The organism is Caulobacter segnis, from assembly GCF_019931575.1.
Classification (GTDB): domain Bacteria; phylum Pseudomonadota; class Alphaproteobacteria; order Caulobacterales; family Caulobacteraceae; genus Caulobacter; species Caulobacter segnis_C.
The window spans coordinates 4,851,413-4,869,971 of record NZ_CP082923.1 but is presented as its reverse complement, the minus strand read 5'-3'; the positions used below and the strand labels follow the sequence as shown (position 1 = coordinate 4,869,971).

Here is an 18,559-nt window from a genome sequence, read left to right as displayed (position 1 = left end):
GAAGGACGCCGAGCATGACCAAACCCCATGACCCCCTGTACGAGCCTGAACTCGAGGGTCAAGACGGCGAGCTCGACGGCGGTCCCGGCGAGCGGGTCGCCAAGGCGCTGGCGCGGTCCGGCGTGGCCTCGCGGCGCGAGGTCGAACGGCTGATCGAGGCCGGTCGCGTGGCGATCAACGGCAAGGTGCTGACCACCCCGGCGGTCAAGGTCGCGCCGGGCGATTTCCTCACCGTCGACGGCCAGCTGGTGGCCGAGCGCGAGCCGACGCGGATCTTCCGCTACCACAAGCCCACGGGGCTGATGACCACCCACAACGACCCCAAGGGCCGACCGACGGTGTTCGGATCGCTGCCCAAGGAGCTGCCGCGCCTGATCTCGGTCGGGCGTCTGGATCTGAACTCCGAGGGTCTGCTGCTGCTGACCAACGACGGCGAGCTGTCTCGGGCGCTGGAGACCCCCAGCAACGCCTGGGTCCGCCGCTATCGCGCCCGGGCCTTCGGCGACACCACCCAGGCCAAGCTGGACACGCTGAAGGACGGCGTCACCGTCGAGGGCGTCAAGTACGGCGCGATCGAAGCCAAGCTGGACAAGGCCCATGAAAAGGCCGGCGGCGGCAAGAACATCTGGATCACGGTCTCGCTCTCGGAAGGCAAGAACCGCGAGGTCCGCAAGGTGCTGGAAGCGATCGGCCTGAAGGTCAATCGCCTGATCCGCCTGTCCTACGGGCCTTTTGCCTTGGGGACCCTGGCTGCTGGCCAGATCGAAGAAGTCGGCCCCCGGGTCATCCGCGAGCTGCTGGAGGGCGTCGTCCCCGAAGAGAACATGCCGACGGGCGACCGTCCGAAGTTCGGCGGGATCGCCAACGCCGTGAAGGCGCCCGGCACGGCCGGCGGCGGCGACCTGCAGCGCCGGGGCGTTCCGCGCGCCGACCGCGACCTCAAGCCCGACACGCCCGAACGGCCCGAGAAGCCGGTCTACAAGGCCGGCTGGGCCAAGCCGAAGAAGAAGGTCTCGCCGCACGCCCCGGCCAAGGGCGCGGCCAAGCCCAAGCGTGCGCCCAAGTCGATCGAGACCAAGTTCATCGACGACCGCAAGCCCGTCGCACGCGGCAAGCCGGCGGCGCGTCCCGCCCCCAAGGCGGACGCGAGGCCCGCTGAAGGCGCGGCCCGTCGGGTGTCGGAGAAGCCGGGGCGGCCGGCGGGGCGTCCGGGGCCGAAGCCCTCGCGCGGCCCGGCCGCGCGTGGTCCCAAGCGCTAGGCGGCGGCCGGGGTCGAGGCGCCGGTCCAGCGGCGCAGGGCCGGCCAGCGCACCGACAGCTCGGCCACGCCGATGAAGCCGGCCAGCACCACCAGGGCGCTGGCGATCAGCCCGGCCTTGAACTCGTGCGGCGCATCGGGGCGGGTGGTCATCGGCCGGATCAGCAGCAGGATCACGGCGTTGTTGGCCGCGTGGGCCCCGATGCCCAGCTCGATGCCGCCCAGTCGCAGCGCCATCCAGGTCAGGCCCGCGCCCATGGCCGCGCGGACCACGAAGGCGTCGATGTTGGGGTCCAGGTGGATGGCGGCGAACAGCAGGCCGTTCAGGGTCATCAGCACGACCGGATCGCGGACATAGGCGGCGCTCTGCTTGAGCAGCCAGCCCCGGAACACCAGCTCCTCGGCGGCGGCGGCCAGGACCAGCAGGCCCACGGCCATGGCGGCGTAGAGCGCGCGGCCGGCCAGGTTAGGCGAGACCTTCCACAGCGGCGGATCCAGCGCCTCGCCCGTCAGGGCCGCGACGGCGGTCACGGCGATCATCACCACGCCGACCAGCACGAGGCCGCCGACCAGCAGGCGCCAGCGCACGGGCTGGCCGCGATTGACGTAGTCGGTGATCTTGCGGTGGTGGATGGCGCCGGCCGCGAACACGAAGCCGACCGCCGCGCCCAGGTTCACCCCGGCCAGCACCGCCAGGATGAACAGCGACTGGCGACCCGACGGTTCGGCCAGGTTCGGGTCGGAAAAGACGGCGAACAGGTGGCCCGTGGCCGGCGCGCCGTCCAGGCCGCTGACCACCAGCACCGCGACCAGGATGGCGAAGACCCCGCCCAACAGGGCCGCGACAGCGGCCGCCAGCATGCCGATCGGCACGGCGAACACGGTCCGCCACGGATCGCGATCATAGGGCGACAGGTCGGCCAGGAAGCGCGACCGCCTCACCGCCTCCATCAGCTCGCCCATGCGCATCGCCCGATCGCCTTTCACCTTTGGCGTCCATCGCCATTGGCGCGACTAAGAAGGCCCGGCCACGATCTTGTAAAGCGCCGGCTTGCCGCAGCGCGCGCGGGACGGCACACATCCGGTTACCAGTTGTAAGGGCCAAGATAGGAAATGGGCATGAGCGACACGAATTCGGGCGATTCCAGTCCAGGGCACCTGCACCGGCTGGTGCTGTTTTCGGACGCCGTCTTCGCGATCGCCATCACCCTGCTGGCCATCGAGATCCATCCGCCGCACCACTGGCATGGCGTGGCCGACCTGTTCGCCCAGATGGGCGCGAAGCTCCTGGCCTACGCCGTGTCGTTCGCGGTAGTCGGGGTCTGCTGGTTCAGCCACCGCCGGGTGTTCGCCCGCCTAGTCCGGGCCAATGGCTGGCTGGACGCCTTCAACCTGGTGGTCCTGGGCCTGATCGCCCTGCTGCCGCTGATCACCGAGCTCCTGTGGGAGAGCCGGGGCGGCGAGGCCGTGCTGGTCTATATCGGCCACGTGGCGCTGATCGGCCTGGCCATGGGCCTGGTCTGGGCCTACGCCGCCTTCGTGGGCAAGCTGACTGAGCCGATGCCGACGGGCGAGGCGGTGTTCGTGCTGCTGCGCGTGGCGCTGTTGCCGGGCCTGATGTGCGGGCTGACGATCTTCAGCCTGGTCAAACCTTGGGGCTGGGCGCTGCTGGCCGCGCTGGTGGTCGGCCTCAACCTGATCGGCCGTCGCCTCACGCCGAAAGCCGCCTGATGCGCATCGTCTCGGGCCAGTATCGCGGCAAGGCCATCGTCGCCCCGCCGGGCGGGGCCACCCGCCCCACCTCCGACCGCGCCCGCCAGGCCGTGTTCAACATCCTGGAGCACGCCGCCTGGGCGCCGGAGCTGCATGGGGCGCGGGTGATCGACGTCTTCGCCGGCTCGGGCGCGCTGGGCCTGGAAGCCCTGTCACGCGGCGCCGGCTTCTGCCTGTTCGTCGAGACCGATGACGCCGCGCGCGGGGCGATCCGCGAGAACATCGACGCCATGCACCTGTTCGGCGTCACCCGCGTGCATCGCCGCGACGCCACCGACCTGGGCCCGCGCCCGGCCAGCGCCGGCGCGCCGTTCGACATCGCCTTCCTGGACCCGCCCTACGCCAAGGGCCTGGGCGAGAAGGCCGTGGCCGAGCTGAAGGCCCACGACTGGCTGGCGCCCGGCGCGATCCTGATGTTCGAGCGCGGTCGCGACGAGACCGACCCCGTGCTGGAGGGTTTCGAACAGATCGACGCGCGCGACTACGGCGCCGCGCGCGTCCTCTTCTACAAGCTGGTCTGATACTGGGCGCGTGGCGGGCCGCCACCGGCCGCACGCCGCCTAGCTACCAGGCCTTCGCGCCCACCCGGTTGTCGAGCTGGGCGCGCAGGTTGGAGAGGCCCAGCCGGGTGATCCGGTAGGGGCCGCCGTCCTGGCTGGCGATCAGCCGTTTGCGCTTCAGCGACTGGAAGACCCCGACCGTGCAGTCGGTCAGGGTCCAGCCGTCGCGGGTCAGGCAGTCGGCCGTGACGATGCGGCCCTTCTCGTCGCGTTCGAGTTCGATGCGGCCGCCCTGGGCCAGGGCGTGCAGGGTCCGCTGCTGCGGTTTGGAGATGTTCAAGGGATTGTCCGAGAGATCGAGGCGCGTGATCACGCGTCCACCCGCGGGTGACGCGCGGCGGAAACGGGCCTGATCGACTTTCGAACCGGGGTTCGGAGCCTGTTAGGCCCGGACCTCGCGCACAATCTCGGACATGAACCACACAAGAGAGGTTGGTGACGGGCAAGATGGGGCAGGACGCGGCGAAGCTCAAGCCGCGACCTTCCCGGGTGGCGGCGGCCGGTATAGGGTCGCCGGGTCGAAAAGGACCTGGATCGGCAGACGGTAAGCCCGATCCCCCGCCATGCTGGCGGAGCTCCGTTCCCGCCCCACGCGGTGAACCCACGGCAGGCTTTGGCGCGCCCCGCGCCGGCGACCTGCGCGTGGCGAACAGTCAATCCCACGACCGCGCGCGGGCTCACGAATGGAGCAATGCTCGTGCCTCTGATCCGCGCCGAGACCGGCGTCATCACCCAGATCAACGTCTTCACCGTTCCGCCGGGCGGCCAGCAGGCGCTGATCGACCACCTGGCCAAGGCGGCCGCCTATGCGCGTGACGAGCCCGGCTGGCTGTCGGCCAGCCTGCATCGCAGCCTGGATGGGACCCGCGTGGTCAACTACGCCCAGACCGAAAGCCTCGACGCCGCCCGGGCGGTGATCGAGCGCCTGACGAAGGGCGGCTTCATCGATCGCAATCGGCGCTTCGGCGAGGCCCATCCGGGTCTTTACGAGGTCGCCATGACCTTCGAGCGCTGACAGAAAAGCGGGCGCTGGCATGGAGGGGCGAGCGATGAAGTCCGAACGTTCGGCGCTGGTCTTCTTCCTCTGGGTGCTGGCGCTCGCGGTTCCGCTTTGGCTGGCGAGCGGGCGCCTGGGGGTGATCGGCCCGCTGCGCATACCGGTCTCGGACCTGGCCCTGGGGTTCACGCCCATGGCCGTCGCGCTGGGCCTCCGCGTCTGGAGCGGCGGCTGGCGCGCGGCGGCGGGGCTCGTCGCCCGCGCCTTCGACGTCGCCGCTCTGCGAGATCCGCGCTGGATCGCCGCCGTGATCCTGATTCCGCCGGTCCTCTACCTGTCCAGCTGGGGCGCGCCGCGGCTGTTCGGCTTCGACGATCCGCTCCTGACGCCCAGCCTGGCGCGGCTGGCGGCGCTGTTCGTCCTGTTCCTGGCGCTGGCCGCCGGCGAGGAGATCGGCTGGATGGGCTACGCCTTCGCGCCGCTGCGGCGGCGCTGGGGCGCCCTGGGCGGCAGCCTCGTGCTGGCGCTGGCCTGGTGGGCGGGCCACCTGCCGTCGATGGCGGCGGTCGGCGCGTCGTGGGCGGACATGGCCTGGTGGCTGCTGGGCGCGATCGCCCTGCGGATCATCATGACCTGGCTCTACGCGGCGACCGGCGCCAGCCTGTTCGCCATGGTGCTGTTCCACGCCCTGCTCAACCTCAGCCGCATCGCCGTGTTTCCGGCGACGGGGGCGCACTATGTTAGCGCCTACCAGGTCGCCAGCCACGTCATGGCGGCGGTCTTCGCGCTGGGCGTGCTGGGAATGACGCGGGAGCGGCTAGGCGAAGCGCGCTCTACTTCTTGACCTTCGCCGGCGTCGTCTGCGCCACCTTGACCGGCGCGCCGGACTGGCGGGCCTCGCTGACCAGGCCGGCGCAGTCGGCGTCCTTGGCTTCACCGGTGGTGACGAAGGGCAGCAGGGCGGCCAGCGGGTTGATCAGCGAGCCCAGGGCCGCGGCGACGCCGCCCTGGCCGACGGCCTTGCCGGGCTCCAGTCCGATCTTCGGAGCCAGGAACGGACCCTTGATGGTGATCGGGATGAACAGGCGCACCAGGCGCGGCTTCTTGCTGTCGCCCTCGATGCGGAAATCCATCCGCTCGGTCTCCAGATTGATCGTGCCCCGCCCCTTGGCCAGCACCACGCCGGTGTCGGCCACCAGGTGGTTGGTGGTCATGACGCCGTTCTTGACGTCGAAGTCGGCGACGGCGCAGCGGACCGGGGTTTCCTTGTCGCTCTTGGACAGCAGCAGGATCAGGCCCTTCGAGGCGTTGACGCCCAGAAGTTCGGCGAACGCCTGGCGGATCTGGCCGCGTGGGGCCACCAGGGTGACCGAGCCATTGGCGCTGGACGCGGCGCGATGGACGCTGTTTCCCGTCCCAGACAGCTTGGCGCGGGCCATGACCGGGCCCTCGATGGCGCGCTTGCCGTCGCTCATGATCGGGATGAAGTCCTCGAGGCGGGCGTTGGTAAGGCGCACGTCGACGTCAGTCTTTGGCACGGCCGGACGGGCGTCGAGCCGCACCGTGCCCTTCAGATCGCCGCGCGAGAAGGTGAAGGCGACCGGGTCCATGGTCAGCATGCCCTGGTCCAGGGTGAGCTCCAGGCTGACCTTGCGCAGCGGTAGGTTGGGGGCGTTCACCGTGTCGGCGCGATAGCTGACCTTGGCGTCCATGGCGCGGACGCGGTCGACCTGCAGGGTGGCGTCGGGCAGCAGGCGCTGGGTCGCGTCGCGCTGAGCGGCCTCGACCTTCTGGCCGGCCGAGGCGGTTTCGCCGCGGCCGGTGGCCGGAGCGGCGCCGAACAGGCTGCCCAGGTCGTCGAAGTCGAGGCGGCGCGAGCGCAGGTTGGCCTCCAGATAGGGCCGCTCGCGCCCGGTCAGCACGAAGAGGTCGCCACGGATGTCGCTGTCGCCGATCCGCCCCGACAGCGTCTCGAAGTCGTAGCGGTCGCCCTTACGCACCAGATGGCCCGAGACCTTGTAGGGCGGGGTATTGGGCAGGGTCAGGCCGGTAAGATCGTGCAGGCGGTTCAGATCGGCGCCGGCGATGCTGAGCTGGGTCTCGAACCGGCCCAGGTCGAACGGCCTGGTCACCTGGCCCTTGGCCAGGATGTGGGTCGAGCCGGCGCGCACCTCGGCGTCGAACGGATAGGGCTTGCTGGGCGTGATGTTCAGCAGGGGACCGCCGGTGACCTGGGCCAGGAAGCCGGCCTTGTTCAGGCTGCCCTTGCCCTCAAGCACGAAGCGGCCGCCCCGCTGGCCGGCCTGCTCCTGGGCGTTGACCGTGCCGACGAACAGCGCGCCGCGCTGGCGGTCGTCGACGCGCAAGCGACCCTCGTTGATGACGAAGCGCTGGATGGCCGGCAGCTTCAGCGGCTTGTCGCTTCGGGCCGCTCCGAAGGTCCAGTTAGCCTTGCCGTCCTTGTCGCGCAGCAGGCGCACATCGGGCTTGTCGACGGCCAAGAACGGCAGGATGACGTCGCCGCGTAGCAGCGGCAAGATCTTGACCTGCACGGCGATACGCTGGATCCGGGCCATCTGGCCGGCCTCGGGGTCGACGCTCTTGGCCCAGGCCGGCTGGCCGATGCGGACGCCGTAGACCTCGGCCTTGGGCTGGAACGACCAGGGATGGACGCGCAGGTCGCCGGTGATCGCCACCTCGCGCTGCATCTGGGCCGAGGCGTAGCGGCTGACGGGTCCACGCAGCCAGTTCCAGTCGAAGATCACCAGGAAGATGATGATCGCCGCGACCAAAGCGAGGGCCGCGCCGATGCCGATCCGGGCGCGCCGCGACAGGCCCCGGAACGGATTCCGGGGCGGCTTCGGGGGCAGGATGGCGTCGGCGGTCGACAGGATCGTGGCTCCGGTTGATCCTTCACAACGCGCGAGGACCACGGTCGCGTTCCCGACCGGCCGGGCTTCCCCTCTCCGCCCGGCGGCGATAGCCTGGGTCAAACAGTTGTTTCAGGGGGGCGGCCGATGGCCATCGAGGCGGTGATCTGGGATTTCGGCGGCGTGTTCACGACCTCGCCGTTCGAGGCCTTCCGCCGCTACGAGGTCGAGCGCGGCCTGCCCTCGGACTTCATCCGCACGGTGAACGCGACCAATGGCGACGTGAACGCCTGGGCCCGGTTCGAGCGGGCCGAGATCGACGCCGCCGCCTTCGACGGCCTGTTCCTGGAGGAGGCGACGCGGCTGGGCCATCCCGTGCGCGGGGCCGAGGTTCTGCCGTTGCTCTATGGCGACCTGCGACCTCGGGTGATGGAGGCGCTGAAGGTCTGCAAGGCGCGGTTCAAGGTCGGCTGCATCACCAACAACGTGCCCACCGGCCACGGCCCCGGCATGGCCCAGAGCGCCGAGAAAGCCCTGGCGGTGGGCGAGATCATGGCCCTGTTCGACGCGGTGATCGAAAGCTCCAAGGCCGGGGTCCGAAAGCCCGATCCGCGCATCTACCAGATGATGTGCGAGCTGCTGGGCGTCGCGCCCGAGGCCTGCGTCTATCTCGACGACCTGGGGATCAACTGCAAGCCGGCGGCGGTCCTGGGCATGAAGGCCATCAAGGTCTCGACCGAGGACCAGCTGCTGAACGACCTTGCCGAAGCGACTGGATTGGCGTTCTGAGGGGGCGAAGCTTTCTCGGAGGAGTCTCCATGTCCCGCCCCCGCATCGGCGCCGCCGCGGCGATCGCTCAGCTCGACGGCTGGAGCGCCGCCAAGGACCACCAGGACGCCATCGCCAAGACGTTCAAGTTCGGCGACTTCAACGAAGCGTTCGGCTTCATGACCCGCGTGGCCCTGATGGCCGACAAGCTCGACCATCACCCCGAATGGTTCAACGTCTACAACCGCGTCGAGGTGCTGCTGACCACCCACGACGCCGACGGGGTGACCGAACTGGACGTCCAGCTCGCGAAGTTCATGGACAGCGCCGCAGCATAACCTCCTCCCCATTAGGGGGAGGTGGATCGATGCGGAACGCATCGAGACGGAGGGGTCCGCGAAGCGGTGCTGAACAGGCCTCGCCCCCAAGCCCCCTCCACCGCCGTTCGGCGGTCCCTCTCCCCCAGAGAGGGAGGAGAGATGGGGCTTCCCTCATGCTGTGTCCCGGTTCAAACTCCCGTTTGAATTATAATTGGGAGGACGCCGCATGGCGCAGAGCATGGGCCGGGTCGCCGGCAAGAAGGCCTTCATCACCGGCGGAGCCCAGGGGCTGGGCGCGGCGGCCGCGCGTCGCCTGGCCGAGGAAGGCGCCAAGGTCACGCTGGCCGACATCAATCTGGCCGGCGCCGAGGCGGTGGCGGCCGAGCTCAACGCCAAGCATGGCGCGGGGACGGCCTTCGCCCTACATCTGGACGTCACCCAGGAAGACCAGTGGATCGAGGCGCTGGAAAAGGCCAACAGCCTGATGGGCGGGATCTCGGTGCTGCTGAACAACGCCGGCGTCGCGGGCGACAAGCCGCTGGAGGCCATGGAGTTCGACCTCTGGAAGCGGATCATGGCGATCAATGTCGACAGCGTCTTCCTGGGGGCCAAGCACGCTCTGACCTACATGCGGGCCAACCAGCCCGGCTCGATCGTCAACATCAGCTCGATCGCCGGCCTGATCGCCAACCACAATTCGCCGGCCTACAACGCCTCGAAGGCGGCGGTCTGGCTGCTCAGCAAGAACATCGCCCTCTACTGCGCCAAGCAGGGGCTCGACATCCGCTCGAACTCGATCCACCCGACCTTCATCGACACCCCGATCCTGGACCCGCTGAGCCAGCGCCTGGGCAAGGAGGAGGCCCACGCCAAGCTGGGCCGCCAGATCCCACTGGGCCACATCGGCGAGCCGAGCGACATCGCCAATGCGGTGCTCTACCTCGCCAGCGACGAGAGCAAGTTCATGACCGGAGCCGAGATGCGCCTGGACGGCGGGATCTCGGCGATGTGACGGGATAGGCCCTCCCTCGCGACGCGGGGGAGGGCTCTCGACCTAACGCGGCGCGCGCTTGGCCAGGATCCGCTGCAGCGTCCGGCGGTGCATGTTCAGCCGGCGGGCGGTTTCCGAGACGTTGTGGCCGCACATCTCGTAGACGCGCTGGATGTGCTCCCAGCGGACGCGGTCGGCGCTCATCGGGTTTTCCGGCGGCGTCGGGGCGGCGTCCTTGGCGGCCAGCAGGGCCCGGGCCACGTCGTCGGCGTCGGCGGGCTTGGAGAGGTAGTCGACCACCCCCGCCTTCACCGCCGCCACGGCCGTGGCGATGTTGCCGTAGCCGGTCAGCATGATGACCTTGGCGTCGGGCCGGGCGTCGCGCACCGCCTCGACCACCTTCAGGCCCGAGCCGTCCTCCAGCCGCATGTCGAGCACGGCGTGGGCCGGCGCGGCGCCGCGCAGGATGGTCAGCGCCTCGGCCACGGAGGCGGCCAGCGTGACCTCGAAGCCGCGCTGCTCCAGGGCCCGTCCCAGCCGGGTCCGCAGAGGTCCGTCGTCGTCCAACAGAAGAAGCGACTTGTCCGGCAGCGCCGAAACCAGCTCTCCGATATCCGCCATAGAAGTCAGCCCCTCCCCGGGCCAATACTCAACAGGCCAAATAACGACCCATACTTTCCCTTATCCGCGTCGTACATCAAGCCCCCGTATATCCGGGAGCTTCAAGCGCGGGTCTCGGCCAGCGGGCCGAGACCACGGCGCCGCCGCGGCGTCCATTGCGAAAATCCACCGTGGCGCCGGTTCGCTCCAGCAAGGTCTTGGCGATGAAGAAGCCCAGGCCCATGCCGATATGGCCCGTCCGCGACCCTTCCGCGCCGGGGCGGGTCGTAACGTACGGCTCGCCCAGCTTGGCCAGCACCTCGGGCGAGAAGCCGGCGCCGTCGTCGCGGGCTTCGATGACGATGTAGCGCGCGTCGAAGCGGGCGATGACGATCACCTCGCTGCGCGCGAAGTCGACCGCGTTCTCGACGATCGAGGTCATGGCGTGGATGATCTCGGGTCGCCGCCAGATGTCGGGCGCGGCCTCGCCGGCCGGACCGTTGACCACGGCCTCGACGCGGATGCCGTGCACCAGGTGCGGCTCGATCACGTCCTGGACAAGCTGGACCAGGCTCATCCGCTCGTGCACGGCGTCCTTGGCCTCGGGCATCTCGGTCAGGCGCTGCAGAATCTCGCGGCAGCGAGCGGCCTGGCCGATCAGTAGCTCGGCGTCCTCGCGGATCTCCTCGCTGGCGGCGTTGCGGGCCATCTCGCGGGAGACGACCGAGATGGTGGCCAGCGGCGTGCCCAGCTCGTGGGCGGCGGCGGCGGCCAGGGCCCCCAGGGCTGACAGGCGCTGCTCGCGCGCCAGCACGGTCTCGGTGACGTTCAGGGCCAGCTCCATCCGCGCGGACTCGCTGGCCGCCTGCCAGGCGTAGGCGGCGGTGATGACGATGCCGAAGATCCGCGCCGTGACGATCGACCACAGCATCAGCGGGCTAGGATCGAGGACGGGCGCGTGGCCAGCCACGGTCGGCAGCGGCATGTGGAACAGCGCCAGGGCCACCGACGAGGCGATGGCCAGCAGGCCCAGGCCCATGGCGTAACGCGCCGGCAGGGTGGCCGCCGCCAGGGTCACGGGCGCGATCAGCAGCAGCGAGAACGGGTTCAGCGCCCCGCCGGTCAGGTACAGCAGGCCCGACAGCTGCAGGATGTCGAAGGCGATCTGGGCGGTGGCTTCGCCGTCGCGCGCCAGGCGCTGACCGCTGGACGCCAGGCCCAGCAGGACATTCAGCCACGCCGACAGGGCGATCAGGGTGAAGCACAGCGCCCACGGCACCTGCAGCTTGAGCGCAAGGCCGGCGACCAGCAACACGGCGGTCTGGCCCACCACCGACAGCCAGCGCTGCGCCAGAAGGGTTCGGACCCTTAAGCGTCCACGGCGAAGCCCGGGCGCGGTCCAGGACCAGGCGTCGTCTTGCGCCGGTTCTTCGCCCGGCTTATCGAGCCCCTTATGACGTTGATCGTCGGGCGCTCTCGCGAACGAAACGTCGGTCATGACCGCAAGATTGACCATAATCTCCCGCCTGGCGAGAGTGAAAAGATCGGGCGGCCGCAAAAGGATGAAACGCACATGCCTCGTCACCGCCTCGTTCTGATCCTGGCCTGCGTCCTGGGCCTTGCGGTGACCGCGGGCCTGGCGTGGAATGCGGGAGTCTTCAAGTCGGAACCGGTCGCCGCGGTCGGCGGGCCGTTCCAGCTGGTCGACCAGAACAACACCCCGGCGACCGAAAAGGTGCTGAAGGGCAAGTGGAGCGCGGTGTTCTTCGGCTTCACCTATTGCCCGGACGTCTGCCCCGGCACGCTGCAGGCCCTGTCGGCGGCGACGGAGCAACTGGGTCCCAAGGCCGACAAATTGCAGATCGTCTTCATCTCGATCGACCCGGCGCGCGACACGCCCCAGCAGATGAAGACCTATCTGTCGGCCGACTACATCCCCAAATCGACGATCGGCCTGACCGGTACGGAAGAGCAGGTCAAGGCCGCGGCCAAGGCCTATAAGGTCTACTACGCCAAGGTCGGCGACGGTCCCGGCTACACCATGGACCACTCGACGGCGATCTACCTGATGGACCCCAAGGGCCGCTTCAAGACGGTGATCCCCTACAACCTGCCGCCCGAGGACATCGCTCGCCGAATCTCGGACGCGATGCGCGAGGGGTAGAGCTTCTCCCTTCTTCCCCTCGCCCGAAGAGCGAGCGCGCGAGCGACGCCATGACGCGACGCAAAAAGTCTCGAAAAGGTAGACTCTGTTAGGCGTGAGCGTGTTATGTTGCGCTGCAACATCGCGGATGCGCCATGCTTTACGCCCTACACGAGGCGGCTTACTACGCCTCCACTCCGATGCGCCTCGCGGCGCGGGCGGCCCGGGACTTCTGGGGATCGCCGCTGAATCCGGCTGCGGACACGGCCCTGGGCCGGCGCATGCACGCCGGCGCGGATCTTTTCGCCAACGTCACCCGGCGCTATGGCAAGCCGAAGTGGAACATCGACACGGTCAAGGTCGGCCAGGTCGACGTGCGCGTCCGTCCCACCGTGGTCTGGGAGAGCCCCTGGGCGCGCCTCATCCAGTTCGACCGCGACATGGCCGACATGCGCCGGGCCGGCAAGTTCAGCCTCGACCCCGCCGTGCTGATCGTCGCTCCCCTTTCAGGTCACTACGCGACCTTGTTGCGCGGCACGGTCGAGGCCTTCCTGCCCGACCACGCGGTGTTCATCGTCGACTGGGTCAACGCCCGCGAGGTCTCGGTCCTGGAGGGCCGCTTCGACTTCCACGACTATATCGACCACATCGTCCAGATGCTGGCCGTGCTGGGGCCGCGCCCTAATGTCGTGGCCGTCTGCCAGCCCGGTCCGCCGGTCCTGGCCGCCGCCGCCCTGATGGCCGAGCAGAACCATCCCTCGCGCCCGGCCAGCATGACCTTCATGGGCTCGCCGATCGACGCGCGCTTGTCGCCGACCGTGACCAACCAGCTGGCCGAGGAAAAGCCGTTCACCTGGTTCCAGTCGAACATGATCTACACGGTGCCGCCGCCCTATGCGGGCGCGGGCCGGCGCGTCTATCCGGGGTTCGTCCAGCTGGCCAGCTTCATGAGCATGAATGCTGAGCGCCACCAGGAGGCCCACAAGCGCTATTTCGACGACCTGGTGAAAGGCGACGGCGACAGCGCCGACAAGCACCTGGAGTTCTACGACGAGTACCTGTCGGTCCTGGACCTGACCGAGGAGTTCTATCTCCAGACCATCGACATCGTCTTCCAGCAGTACCTGCTGCCCAAGGGCGAGCTGATGCATCGCGGCGCGCGGGTGAAGCCTGAGGCCATCACCGACATCGGCCTGATGACGGTCGAGGGCGAGAACGACGACATCTCCGGCATCGGCCAGACCCAGGCCGCCCACGGCCTGTGCCCGAACATCCCTGAGGACCTGAAGCTGGACTATGTCCAGCCCGGCGTCGGCCACTACGGCGTGTTCAACGGCCGCCGGTTCCGCGAGGAGATCTATCCGCGCGTGCGATCGTTCATCCTCAAGTGCGATCCGAATTTCGGGGGCGGGGCCTGATCCGCCGCCTTGCGGCGAACCTCGACGCACACGATCTTAGCGACTGATGTTCGCGCGCTCGGCCCAACGCTTTTCCGACGGTGATCGACTGGAGATCGGCGGCTGGCCCGTTCGCCTGCGGGTGGACGGCCGGGCGCGACGCGTCTCGCTGCGCGTCGACCGCGCCAAGTCCGAGATCGTCGCCCTGGCCCCCAGCCCTCGCCGCCTGAACGAGGCCGTGGCCTTCGCTCAGGAGAAGTCCGGCTGGATCGCCAAGCAGCTGGCCGCCCTGCCCGAGCGGATGAGCCTGGCGCCGGGCGGGATCCTGCGCCTGAACGACCGGCCCTATCGCCTGGAGGTCGGCCCCGGCCGCGCCCGTCTCGAGGAGGGGCGCATCGTCGCGCCCGACGACGCCAACTGGGGGATGAAGGTCATCCGGCTGGCCAAGCGCGAGGCGCTGGCCGTGCTGACCGAACGCACCGCCGTCCACGCTTCGGCCCTGGGCCGCCCGATGCCTTCGGTGGCCGTCGCCGACCCGAAGGCCCGCTGGGGCTCGTGCCGGCCCGCGACGCCGAGGGCGCCCGCGGCGATCCGCTATAGCTGGCGACTGATCCTGGCGCCGGCGGCGGTGGCCGACTATGTCGCCGCCCACGAATGCGCCCACCTGATCGAGGCCAACCACGGCCCGAGGTTCTGGGCGCTGTGCGAGCAGCTGGCGGGTAATCCCGCGCCGCACCGCGCGTGGCTCCGGGCCCACGCGGCGGAGCTTCACGCGATCGGGGCCTAGTGTCTGAAAATCCTCCCGCTTTGGGGGATCCTGGATCTCAGTAAGGCAGCTGGTCCGCTGGCGGCGGAGCGCCGCCGGGGGTTTCGGCCGCCGGGCCTTCGGGCGTGGTCGACGGGTCGATCAGGTCGCCGATCGGGTCCGTCGAGGGCGGAGGCTCGACCATGCCGCCCGGGATGGGGGTGGCCTTCAGGCGGGGCAGGGTGGCGGTCATGAACGTGCGCCAGATCTCGGCCGGGGCGCCGCCGCCGGTGACCCGCTTCATCGCGGTGTTGTCGTCCTTGCCGGTCCAGACGGCGGTGACGAAGCCGCCGGTGTAGCCGACGAACCAGGCGTCCTTGTAGTCGCTGGTCGTGCCGGTCTTGCCGGCGATGTCGTAGCCGCCGACCTTGGCGCGGGCGCCCGTGCCCGAGGCGACGACCTCGCGCATCATCTGGTTCATGTACTGCAGGGCCGGCGAGCCGATCACCGCCGAGCGCTCGGCCTTCTCGACGCCGTGGTCGTAGAGCACCTTGCCGCTGGCGGTGCGGATGCGCTCGATGCCGTAGCCCTTGGCCAGGAAGCCGCCGTTCGAGAACGGGGCGTAGGCCTGGGCCATTTCCATGGGGCTGACCTCGACCGCGCCCAGGGCCATCGACGGGTCCAGTTGGATCTTGCTGGTGATGCCCAGGCGACGGGCCGTGGCGGCGACGTTGCTGGTGCCGACCTCGTTGGCCAGGCGCGCGGCGACCGTGTTGATCGACTGGGCCAGGGCCGTCTGCAGGGTCATGGGACCCAGGTACTTGCCGGTGTAGTTGCGGGGCTCCCAGTTGCCGATCTTGATCGGCTCGTCGACGACCATGACGGCGGGCGTGCGGCCCTGCTCCATGGCGGTCAGGTAGACGAACGGCTTGAAGGCCGAGCCGGCCTGGCGGCGGGCCGTGGTGGCGCGGTCGAACTGGCTGTCGGCGTAGTCGGCGCCGCCGACATAGGCGCGGATGCGGCCTTCCCCGTCGATGGCGACCAGGGCCGCCTGCTGCACGCCTTGGGCGCCATGACCCTCGACGCCCAGCTTCACGGCGCGCTCGGCCGAGACCTGGATCGGCAGGTCCAGGGTGGTCTCGACGACGAGGTCCTCGGTCGGTTCGCCAACCAGCGAGCGGACCTGGGCGTCGATATAGTCGGTGAAGTACTGGGCGCGCTGGTTGGCCAGGGTGGCCGAGACCTGCACCGGGGTGCTGAAGGCCTGGTCGCGCTGCTCGGGCGTGATGGCCTTGATGCGCACCATCTCGTCCAGGACGATGGTGGCGCGGCGGGCGGCGCGCTCCTTGGCCGAGACCGGCGAATAGCGGGCCGGGCCCTTCATCATGCCGGCCAGCAGGGCCGCTTCGCCGATCGACAGGTCCTTGGCGGGCTTGTTGAAATAGCGCTGCGAGGCGGCCTCGATCCCGTAGGCGCCAGCCCCGAAATAGACCCGGTTCATATAGAGGGCCAGGATCTGCTTCTTGGAGAACTTCATCTCCAGCCACACGGCCAGGATCAGCTCCTGGGCCTTGCGGCGATAGTTCTGGGCCGGGCTGAGGAACAGGTTCCGCGCCAGCTGCTGGGTGATGGTCGAGCCGCCGCGCTGGGGGCCGCCGTCATGGGTGGCGTTCCACACCAGCGAGCGGGCGATGCCCCAGGGGTTGAAGCCGAAGTGGTGGTAGAACTGGCGGTCCTCGATGGCCACGAAGGCGGCCGGCACGTACTTGGGCAGGGCGTCGATGTCGACCGGCGGCGCGTACTGGCTGCCGCGCACGGCCAGCAGGGCGCCCGAGCGATCCAGATAGTTGATCGAGGGCTGGCGCTTGACGTCGTAGAGCTTGGACGTGTCGGGCAGGTCGCTGGCGAACACGGCGAAGAAGGCGACGACGAAGATCAGGCCCCAGACGCCCAGGACAGTCCCCCAGTAGACAAGGGCCTGAAGCGGGGTCCGTTGCGGCCTGGCCGCCTTGTTCCCGCCGAAGGGTCCGTTCGCCATGGTCGTCCTGTATCCTGCGCGCGCGAGGTCTCGAGCGCGTTCCGTTTAGCCGATGCCCACACAACGCGCGACAAGATTGACGAGACGTGAACGATCCTTAAGGCGTGCTTGTGGCGAAGGTTCGCTCGGGCCATATTGCTACCTGAAATTGAGTCCATGGAGCGGCGACCGACCATGACGCCCTCGGCCCTCCAACACTTGGCCAAGCCGTCCGAGGCTGCCAAAAGAGCGGCCGTGTACGTTCCTCCCGATTCTCCAGAGCTCGACCACGCTCGCGACGTCCTGCGGCGCACGTTCGGCCACGCCGATTTCCGGGGGATGCAGGCCGGGGTGATCAACGAGATCCTGGCCGGCCACAGCGCCATGGCCGTGCTGCCGACCGGCGGCGGCAAGAGCCTGTGCTACCAGATACCGTCGCTGATCCGGCCGGGGGTGGGCCTGGTGATCTCGCCGCTGATCGCCCTGATGGCCGACCAGGTCCAGGGCCTGCGCCAGGCGGGTGTGGCGGCCGAGCGGCTGGACAGCAACATCTCGCTGGACGAGCGCAGCGACATCTGGCGGCGCATCGACGCCGGCGAGGTCGATATGCTGTACCTGTCGCCCGAGGGCCTGATGCAGCCGTGGATGCTGGATCGCCTGGGCCGCACGCCGCTGGCCCTGATCGCCGTCGACGAGGCCCACTGCGTCAGCCAGTGGGGCCACGACTTCCGGCCCGAATACCGGATGCTGGGGCGGCTGGCCGAGCTGTTCCCCGACGTGCCGCGCCTGGCCGTCACCGCCACCGCCGACGCCCGGACCCGCGACGACATCCGCGCCGAACTGCGCCTGCAGGGCGCGGCCGAGTTTGTCGACAGCTTCGCCCGCCCCGAGCTGGCGCTCAGCGCCGAGCGCAAGCGCGGCAAGGGGCACGACCGGGTGGTCGAGCTCGTGCTGGAGCGCCCCGGCCGGGCCGGCGTCGTCTATGCCGGCAGCCGCGACAGCACCGAAAAGCTGGCCGAGAAGCTGAACGCCGAGGGCGTGCCGGCCCTGGCCTACCACGCCGGCCTGGACAAGGCCGTCCGCGCTCGCCGGCTGGAGGACTTTCTCGAAGCCGACGCCGCGGTGATGGTGGCGACGATCGCCTTCGGCATGGGCGTCGACAAGCCCGACGTCCGCTTCGTGATCCACGCTGACCCGCCGGCCGCCATCGAGGCCTATTGGCAGGAGGTCGGCCGCGCCGGCCGCGACGGCCAGCCGGCCGAGGGCATCACCCTGTACGGCTCGGCCGACATGGCCTGGGCGGGCCGCCGCATCGAGACGCGCGAGGCCCCCGACGAGGTCAAGCAGGTCCAATCGCGCAAGCTGCGCCAGTTCTACTCGATGCTGGAGGGCGTCACCTGCCGCGCCGCCGCCGTCCGCCGCTATTTCGGCGAGGAGGGCGTGGCCCGCTGCGGGGTCTGCGACGTCTGCGTCGCGCCGCCGACCGGGATCGACGCCACCGAGGCGGCCCAGAAGGCCCTGTCGGCCGTCCACCGCATGGGCGGCCGGTTCGGGCGCGGGCGGCTGATCGACCATCTCTTGGGCAAGACCAAGGACGTCACGCCGCAGGAGGCCCAGCTGCCGACCTTCGGCATCGGCCGCGAGTTCAGCCAGCCAGTCTGGCGCGACCTGTTCGACACCCTGATCTTCGAGGGCCTGCTGCGCGAGGATCCCAATGAAGGCCGGCCGCTGATCGGCCTGGGCGACGTCGAGGGCGTGCGCCAGGTCTATCGCGGCGAGCGCCGCGTGGCCCTGCGCCAGATGGCCGAGGTCCCCGAGACCGGCCGCGCCAGCAGCGCCCGCAAGCGCCGCGAGGGCAAGGCCCTGACCATCCCCGCCGAGAACCAGGTGCTGTTCGAGGCCCTGCGGTCGTGGCGCAAGGAGCAGGCGCAGCTGCAGCACGTGCCGCCCTATGTCATCTTCCACGACGCCACCCTGGCCGAGATCGCCGCCGCCCGGCCCGGCAGCCTGGCGGCCCTCGGCAAGGCCGGCGGGGTGGGTCAGGGCAAGCTGGATCGCTACGGCGAAGCGGTTTTGAAGGTGGTGCGGGAGAACTAAACGGCTCCGGATGAGTTGGTACG

Annotated in this window: 18 protein-coding genes; 12 read left to right on the top strand and 6 right to left on the bottom strand. The window is 69.6% G+C overall.

Annotated features, from left to right (window positions below; genetic code table 11):
• Positions 1-14 precede the first annotated feature (14 nt).
• A complete protein-coding gene (locus tag K8940_RS22290; RefSeq protein ID WP_223392227.1) occupies positions 15-1,259 on the top strand; it encodes a pseudouridine synthase in 1,245 nt (414 codons plus the stop codon).
• Here the strand turns inward: K8940_RS22290 and K8940_RS22285 are convergent.
• Positions 1,256-2,245 carry a CPBP family intramembrane glutamic endopeptidase gene (locus K8940_RS22285; RefSeq protein WP_223392226.1) on the bottom strand — a complete coding sequence of 330 codons (990 nt, stop codon included), beginning with the start codon at positions 2,243-2,245 and terminating at the stop codon, positions 1,256-1,258. The two genes, K8940_RS22290 and K8940_RS22285, sit on opposite strands and share 4 nt — an antisense overlap.
• Before the next feature lie 132 nt (positions 2,246-2,377).
• Here K8940_RS22285 and K8940_RS22280 point away from each other — a divergent pair, with 132 nt between their 5' ends.
• On the top strand, positions 2,378-2,989 hold the full coding sequence (locus K8940_RS22280) for a TMEM175 family protein (RefSeq protein WP_223392225.1): 612 nt from the start codon (positions 2,378-2,380) through the stop codon (positions 2,987-2,989).
• A complete protein-coding gene (rsmD, locus tag K8940_RS22275; RefSeq protein WP_223392224.1) occupies positions 2,989-3,552 on the top strand; it encodes a 16S rRNA (guanine(966)-N(2))-methyltransferase RsmD in 564 nt (187 codons plus the stop codon). The genes K8940_RS22280 and rsmD overlap by 1 nt, the downstream gene beginning before the upstream one ends.
• 43 nt (positions 3,553-3,595) lie before the next feature.
• On the opposite strand, the gene K8940_RS22270 is transcribed toward rsmD, so the two are convergent.
• The gene (locus K8940_RS22270) at positions 3,596-3,871 is read right to left on the bottom strand and encodes a YjhX family toxin (RefSeq protein WP_223395953.1); all 276 of its coding nucleotides are present in this window, start codon (positions 3,869-3,871) and stop codon (positions 3,596-3,598) included.
• A gap of 417 nt (positions 3,872-4,288) precedes the next feature.
• Here K8940_RS22270 and K8940_RS22265 point away from each other — a divergent pair, with 417 nt between their 5' ends.
• Both K8940_RS22265 and K8940_RS22260 read left to right on the top strand, forming a co-directional pair.
• Positions 4,289-4,606, top strand: coding sequence for an antibiotic biosynthesis monooxygenase family protein (locus tag K8940_RS22265; RefSeq protein ID WP_223392223.1), 318 nt, complete (start codon positions 4,289-4,291; stop codon positions 4,604-4,606).
• Positions 4,607-4,640: 34 nt separating this feature from the next.
• Complete coding sequence (locus K8940_RS22260; protein WP_223392222.1) at positions 4,641-5,432, top strand: CPBP family intramembrane glutamic endopeptidase; 792 nt, start codon at positions 4,641-4,643, stop codon at positions 5,430-5,432.
• Here K8940_RS22260 and K8940_RS22255 read toward each other — a convergent pair.
• The gene (locus K8940_RS22255) at positions 5,422-7,521 is read right to left on the bottom strand and encodes an AsmA family protein (protein WP_223392221.1); all 2,100 of its coding nucleotides are present in this window, start codon (positions 7,519-7,521) and stop codon (positions 5,422-5,424) included. The genes K8940_RS22260 and K8940_RS22255 overlap by 11 nt on opposite strands.
• Positions 7,522-7,605: 84 nt before the next feature.
• Between K8940_RS22255 and K8940_RS22250 the strand changes: the two genes are divergently transcribed.
• The 3 genes from K8940_RS22250 (at position 7,606) to K8940_RS22240 (ending at position 9,558) form a co-directional block, all read left to right on the top strand.
• Complete coding sequence (locus K8940_RS22250) at positions 7,606-8,247, top strand: HAD-IA family hydrolase (RefSeq protein ID WP_223392220.1); 642 nt, start codon at positions 7,606-7,608, stop codon at positions 8,245-8,247.
• Positions 8,248-8,276: 29 nt separating this feature from the next.
• Entirely contained in the window at positions 8,277-8,564 is a 288-nt protein-coding gene (locus tag K8940_RS22245) for a 4a-hydroxytetrahydrobiopterin dehydratase (protein ID WP_223392219.1), read from the top strand.
• Between the two features lie 208 nt (positions 8,565-8,772).
• Positions 8,773-9,558 carry an SDR family oxidoreductase gene (locus K8940_RS22240; RefSeq protein ID WP_223392218.1) on the top strand — a complete coding sequence of 262 codons (786 nt, stop codon included), beginning with the start codon at positions 8,773-8,775 and terminating at the stop codon, positions 9,556-9,558.
• A gap of 42 nt (positions 9,559-9,600) precedes the next feature.
• On the opposite strand, the gene spdR is transcribed toward K8940_RS22240, so the two are convergent.
• Together spdR and K8940_RS22230 are read right to left on the bottom strand one after the other, a co-directional pair.
• Entirely contained in the window at positions 9,601-10,158 is a 558-nt protein-coding gene (gene spdR, locus K8940_RS22235; protein ID WP_223392217.1) for a stationary phase response regulator transcription factor SpdR, read from the bottom strand.
• A 76-nt stretch (positions 10,159-10,234) separates the two neighbouring features.
• Complete coding sequence (locus K8940_RS22230) at positions 10,235-11,635, bottom strand: ActS/PrrB/RegB family redox-sensitive histidine kinase (protein WP_223392216.1); 1,401 nt, start codon at positions 11,633-11,635, stop codon at positions 10,235-10,237.
• A 75-nt stretch (positions 11,636-11,710) separates the two neighbouring features.
• Here K8940_RS22230 and K8940_RS22225 point away from each other — a divergent pair, with 75 nt between their 5' ends.
• The 3 genes from K8940_RS22225 (at position 11,711) to K8940_RS22215 (ending at position 14,464) form a co-directional block, all read left to right on the top strand.
• The gene (locus tag K8940_RS22225) at positions 11,711-12,301 is read left to right on the top strand and encodes an SCO family protein (protein WP_223392215.1); all 591 of its coding nucleotides are present in this window, start codon (positions 11,711-11,713) and stop codon (positions 12,299-12,301) included.
• Between the two features lie 134 nt (positions 12,302-12,435).
• On the top strand, positions 12,436-13,698 hold the full coding sequence (locus K8940_RS22220) for a polyhydroxyalkanoate depolymerase (protein WP_223392214.1): 1,263 nt from the start codon (positions 12,436-12,438) through the stop codon (positions 13,696-13,698).
• A gap of 46 nt (positions 13,699-13,744) precedes the next feature.
• On the top strand, positions 13,745-14,464 hold the full coding sequence (locus tag K8940_RS22215) for a M48 family metallopeptidase (protein WP_223392213.1): 720 nt from the start codon (positions 13,745-13,747) through the stop codon (positions 14,462-14,464).
• A 37-nt stretch (positions 14,465-14,501) separates the two neighbouring features.
• On the opposite strand, the gene K8940_RS22210 is transcribed toward K8940_RS22215, so the two are convergent.
• Positions 14,502-16,460 (bottom strand): transglycosylase domain-containing protein, encoded by a 1,959-nt coding sequence (locus tag K8940_RS22210; RefSeq protein ID WP_223392212.1) that lies wholly within the window; start codon positions 16,458-16,460, stop codon positions 14,502-14,504.
• Between the two features lie 234 nt (positions 16,461-16,694).
• Here K8940_RS22210 and recQ point away from each other — a divergent pair, with 234 nt between their 5' ends.
• Positions 16,695-18,536: a DNA helicase RecQ gene (recQ, locus tag K8940_RS22205; protein ID WP_223392211.1), complete on the top strand. Its 1,842-nt coding sequence runs from the start codon at positions 16,695-16,697 to the stop codon at positions 18,534-18,536.
• Positions 18,537-18,559: the final 23 nt, after the last annotated feature.

Coding starts and splice junctions, on each gene's coding strand:
- K8940_RS22250 (WP_223392220.1), top strand. CDS start 7,606: ATGGCCATCGAGGCGGTGATCTGGGATTTCGGCGGCGTGTTCACGACC.
- K8940_RS22225 (WP_223392215.1), top strand. CDS start 11,711: ATGCCTCGTCACCGCCTCGTTCTGATCCTGGCCTGCGTCCTGGGCCTT.
- K8940_RS22215 (WP_223392213.1), top strand. CDS start 13,745: ATGTTCGCGCGCTCGGCCCAACGCTTTTCCGACGGTGATCGACTGGAG.
- K8940_RS22220 (WP_223392214.1), top strand. CDS start 12,436: ATGCTTTACGCCCTACACGAGGCGGCTTACTACGCCTCCACTCCGATG.
- K8940_RS22245 (WP_223392219.1), top strand. CDS start 8,277: ATGTCCCGCCCCCGCATCGGCGCCGCCGCGGCGATCGCTCAGCTCGAC.
- K8940_RS22230 (WP_223392216.1), bottom strand. CDS start 11,635: ATGACCGACGTTTCGTTCGCGAGAGCGCCCGACGATCAACGTCATAAG.
- K8940_RS22210 (WP_223392212.1), bottom strand. CDS start 16,460: ATGGCGAACGGACCCTTCGGCGGGAACAAGGCGGCCAGGCCGCAACGG.
- rsmD (WP_223392224.1), top strand. CDS start 2,989: ATGCGCATCGTCTCGGGCCAGTATCGCGGCAAGGCCATCGTCGCCCCG.
- K8940_RS22290 (WP_223392227.1), top strand. CDS start 15: ATGACCAAACCCCATGACCCCCTGTACGAGCCTGAACTCGAGGGTCAA.
- K8940_RS22240 (WP_223392218.1), top strand. CDS start 8,773: ATGGCGCAGAGCATGGGCCGGGTCGCCGGCAAGAAGGCCTTCATCACC.
- K8940_RS22260 (WP_223392222.1), top strand. CDS start 4,641: ATGAAGTCCGAACGTTCGGCGCTGGTCTTCTTCCTCTGGGTGCTGGCG.
- K8940_RS22280 (WP_223392225.1), top strand. CDS start 2,378: ATGAGCGACACGAATTCGGGCGATTCCAGTCCAGGGCACCTGCACCGG.
- spdR (WP_223392217.1), bottom strand. CDS start 10,158: ATGGCGGATATCGGAGAGCTGGTTTCGGCGCTGCCGGACAAGTCGCTT.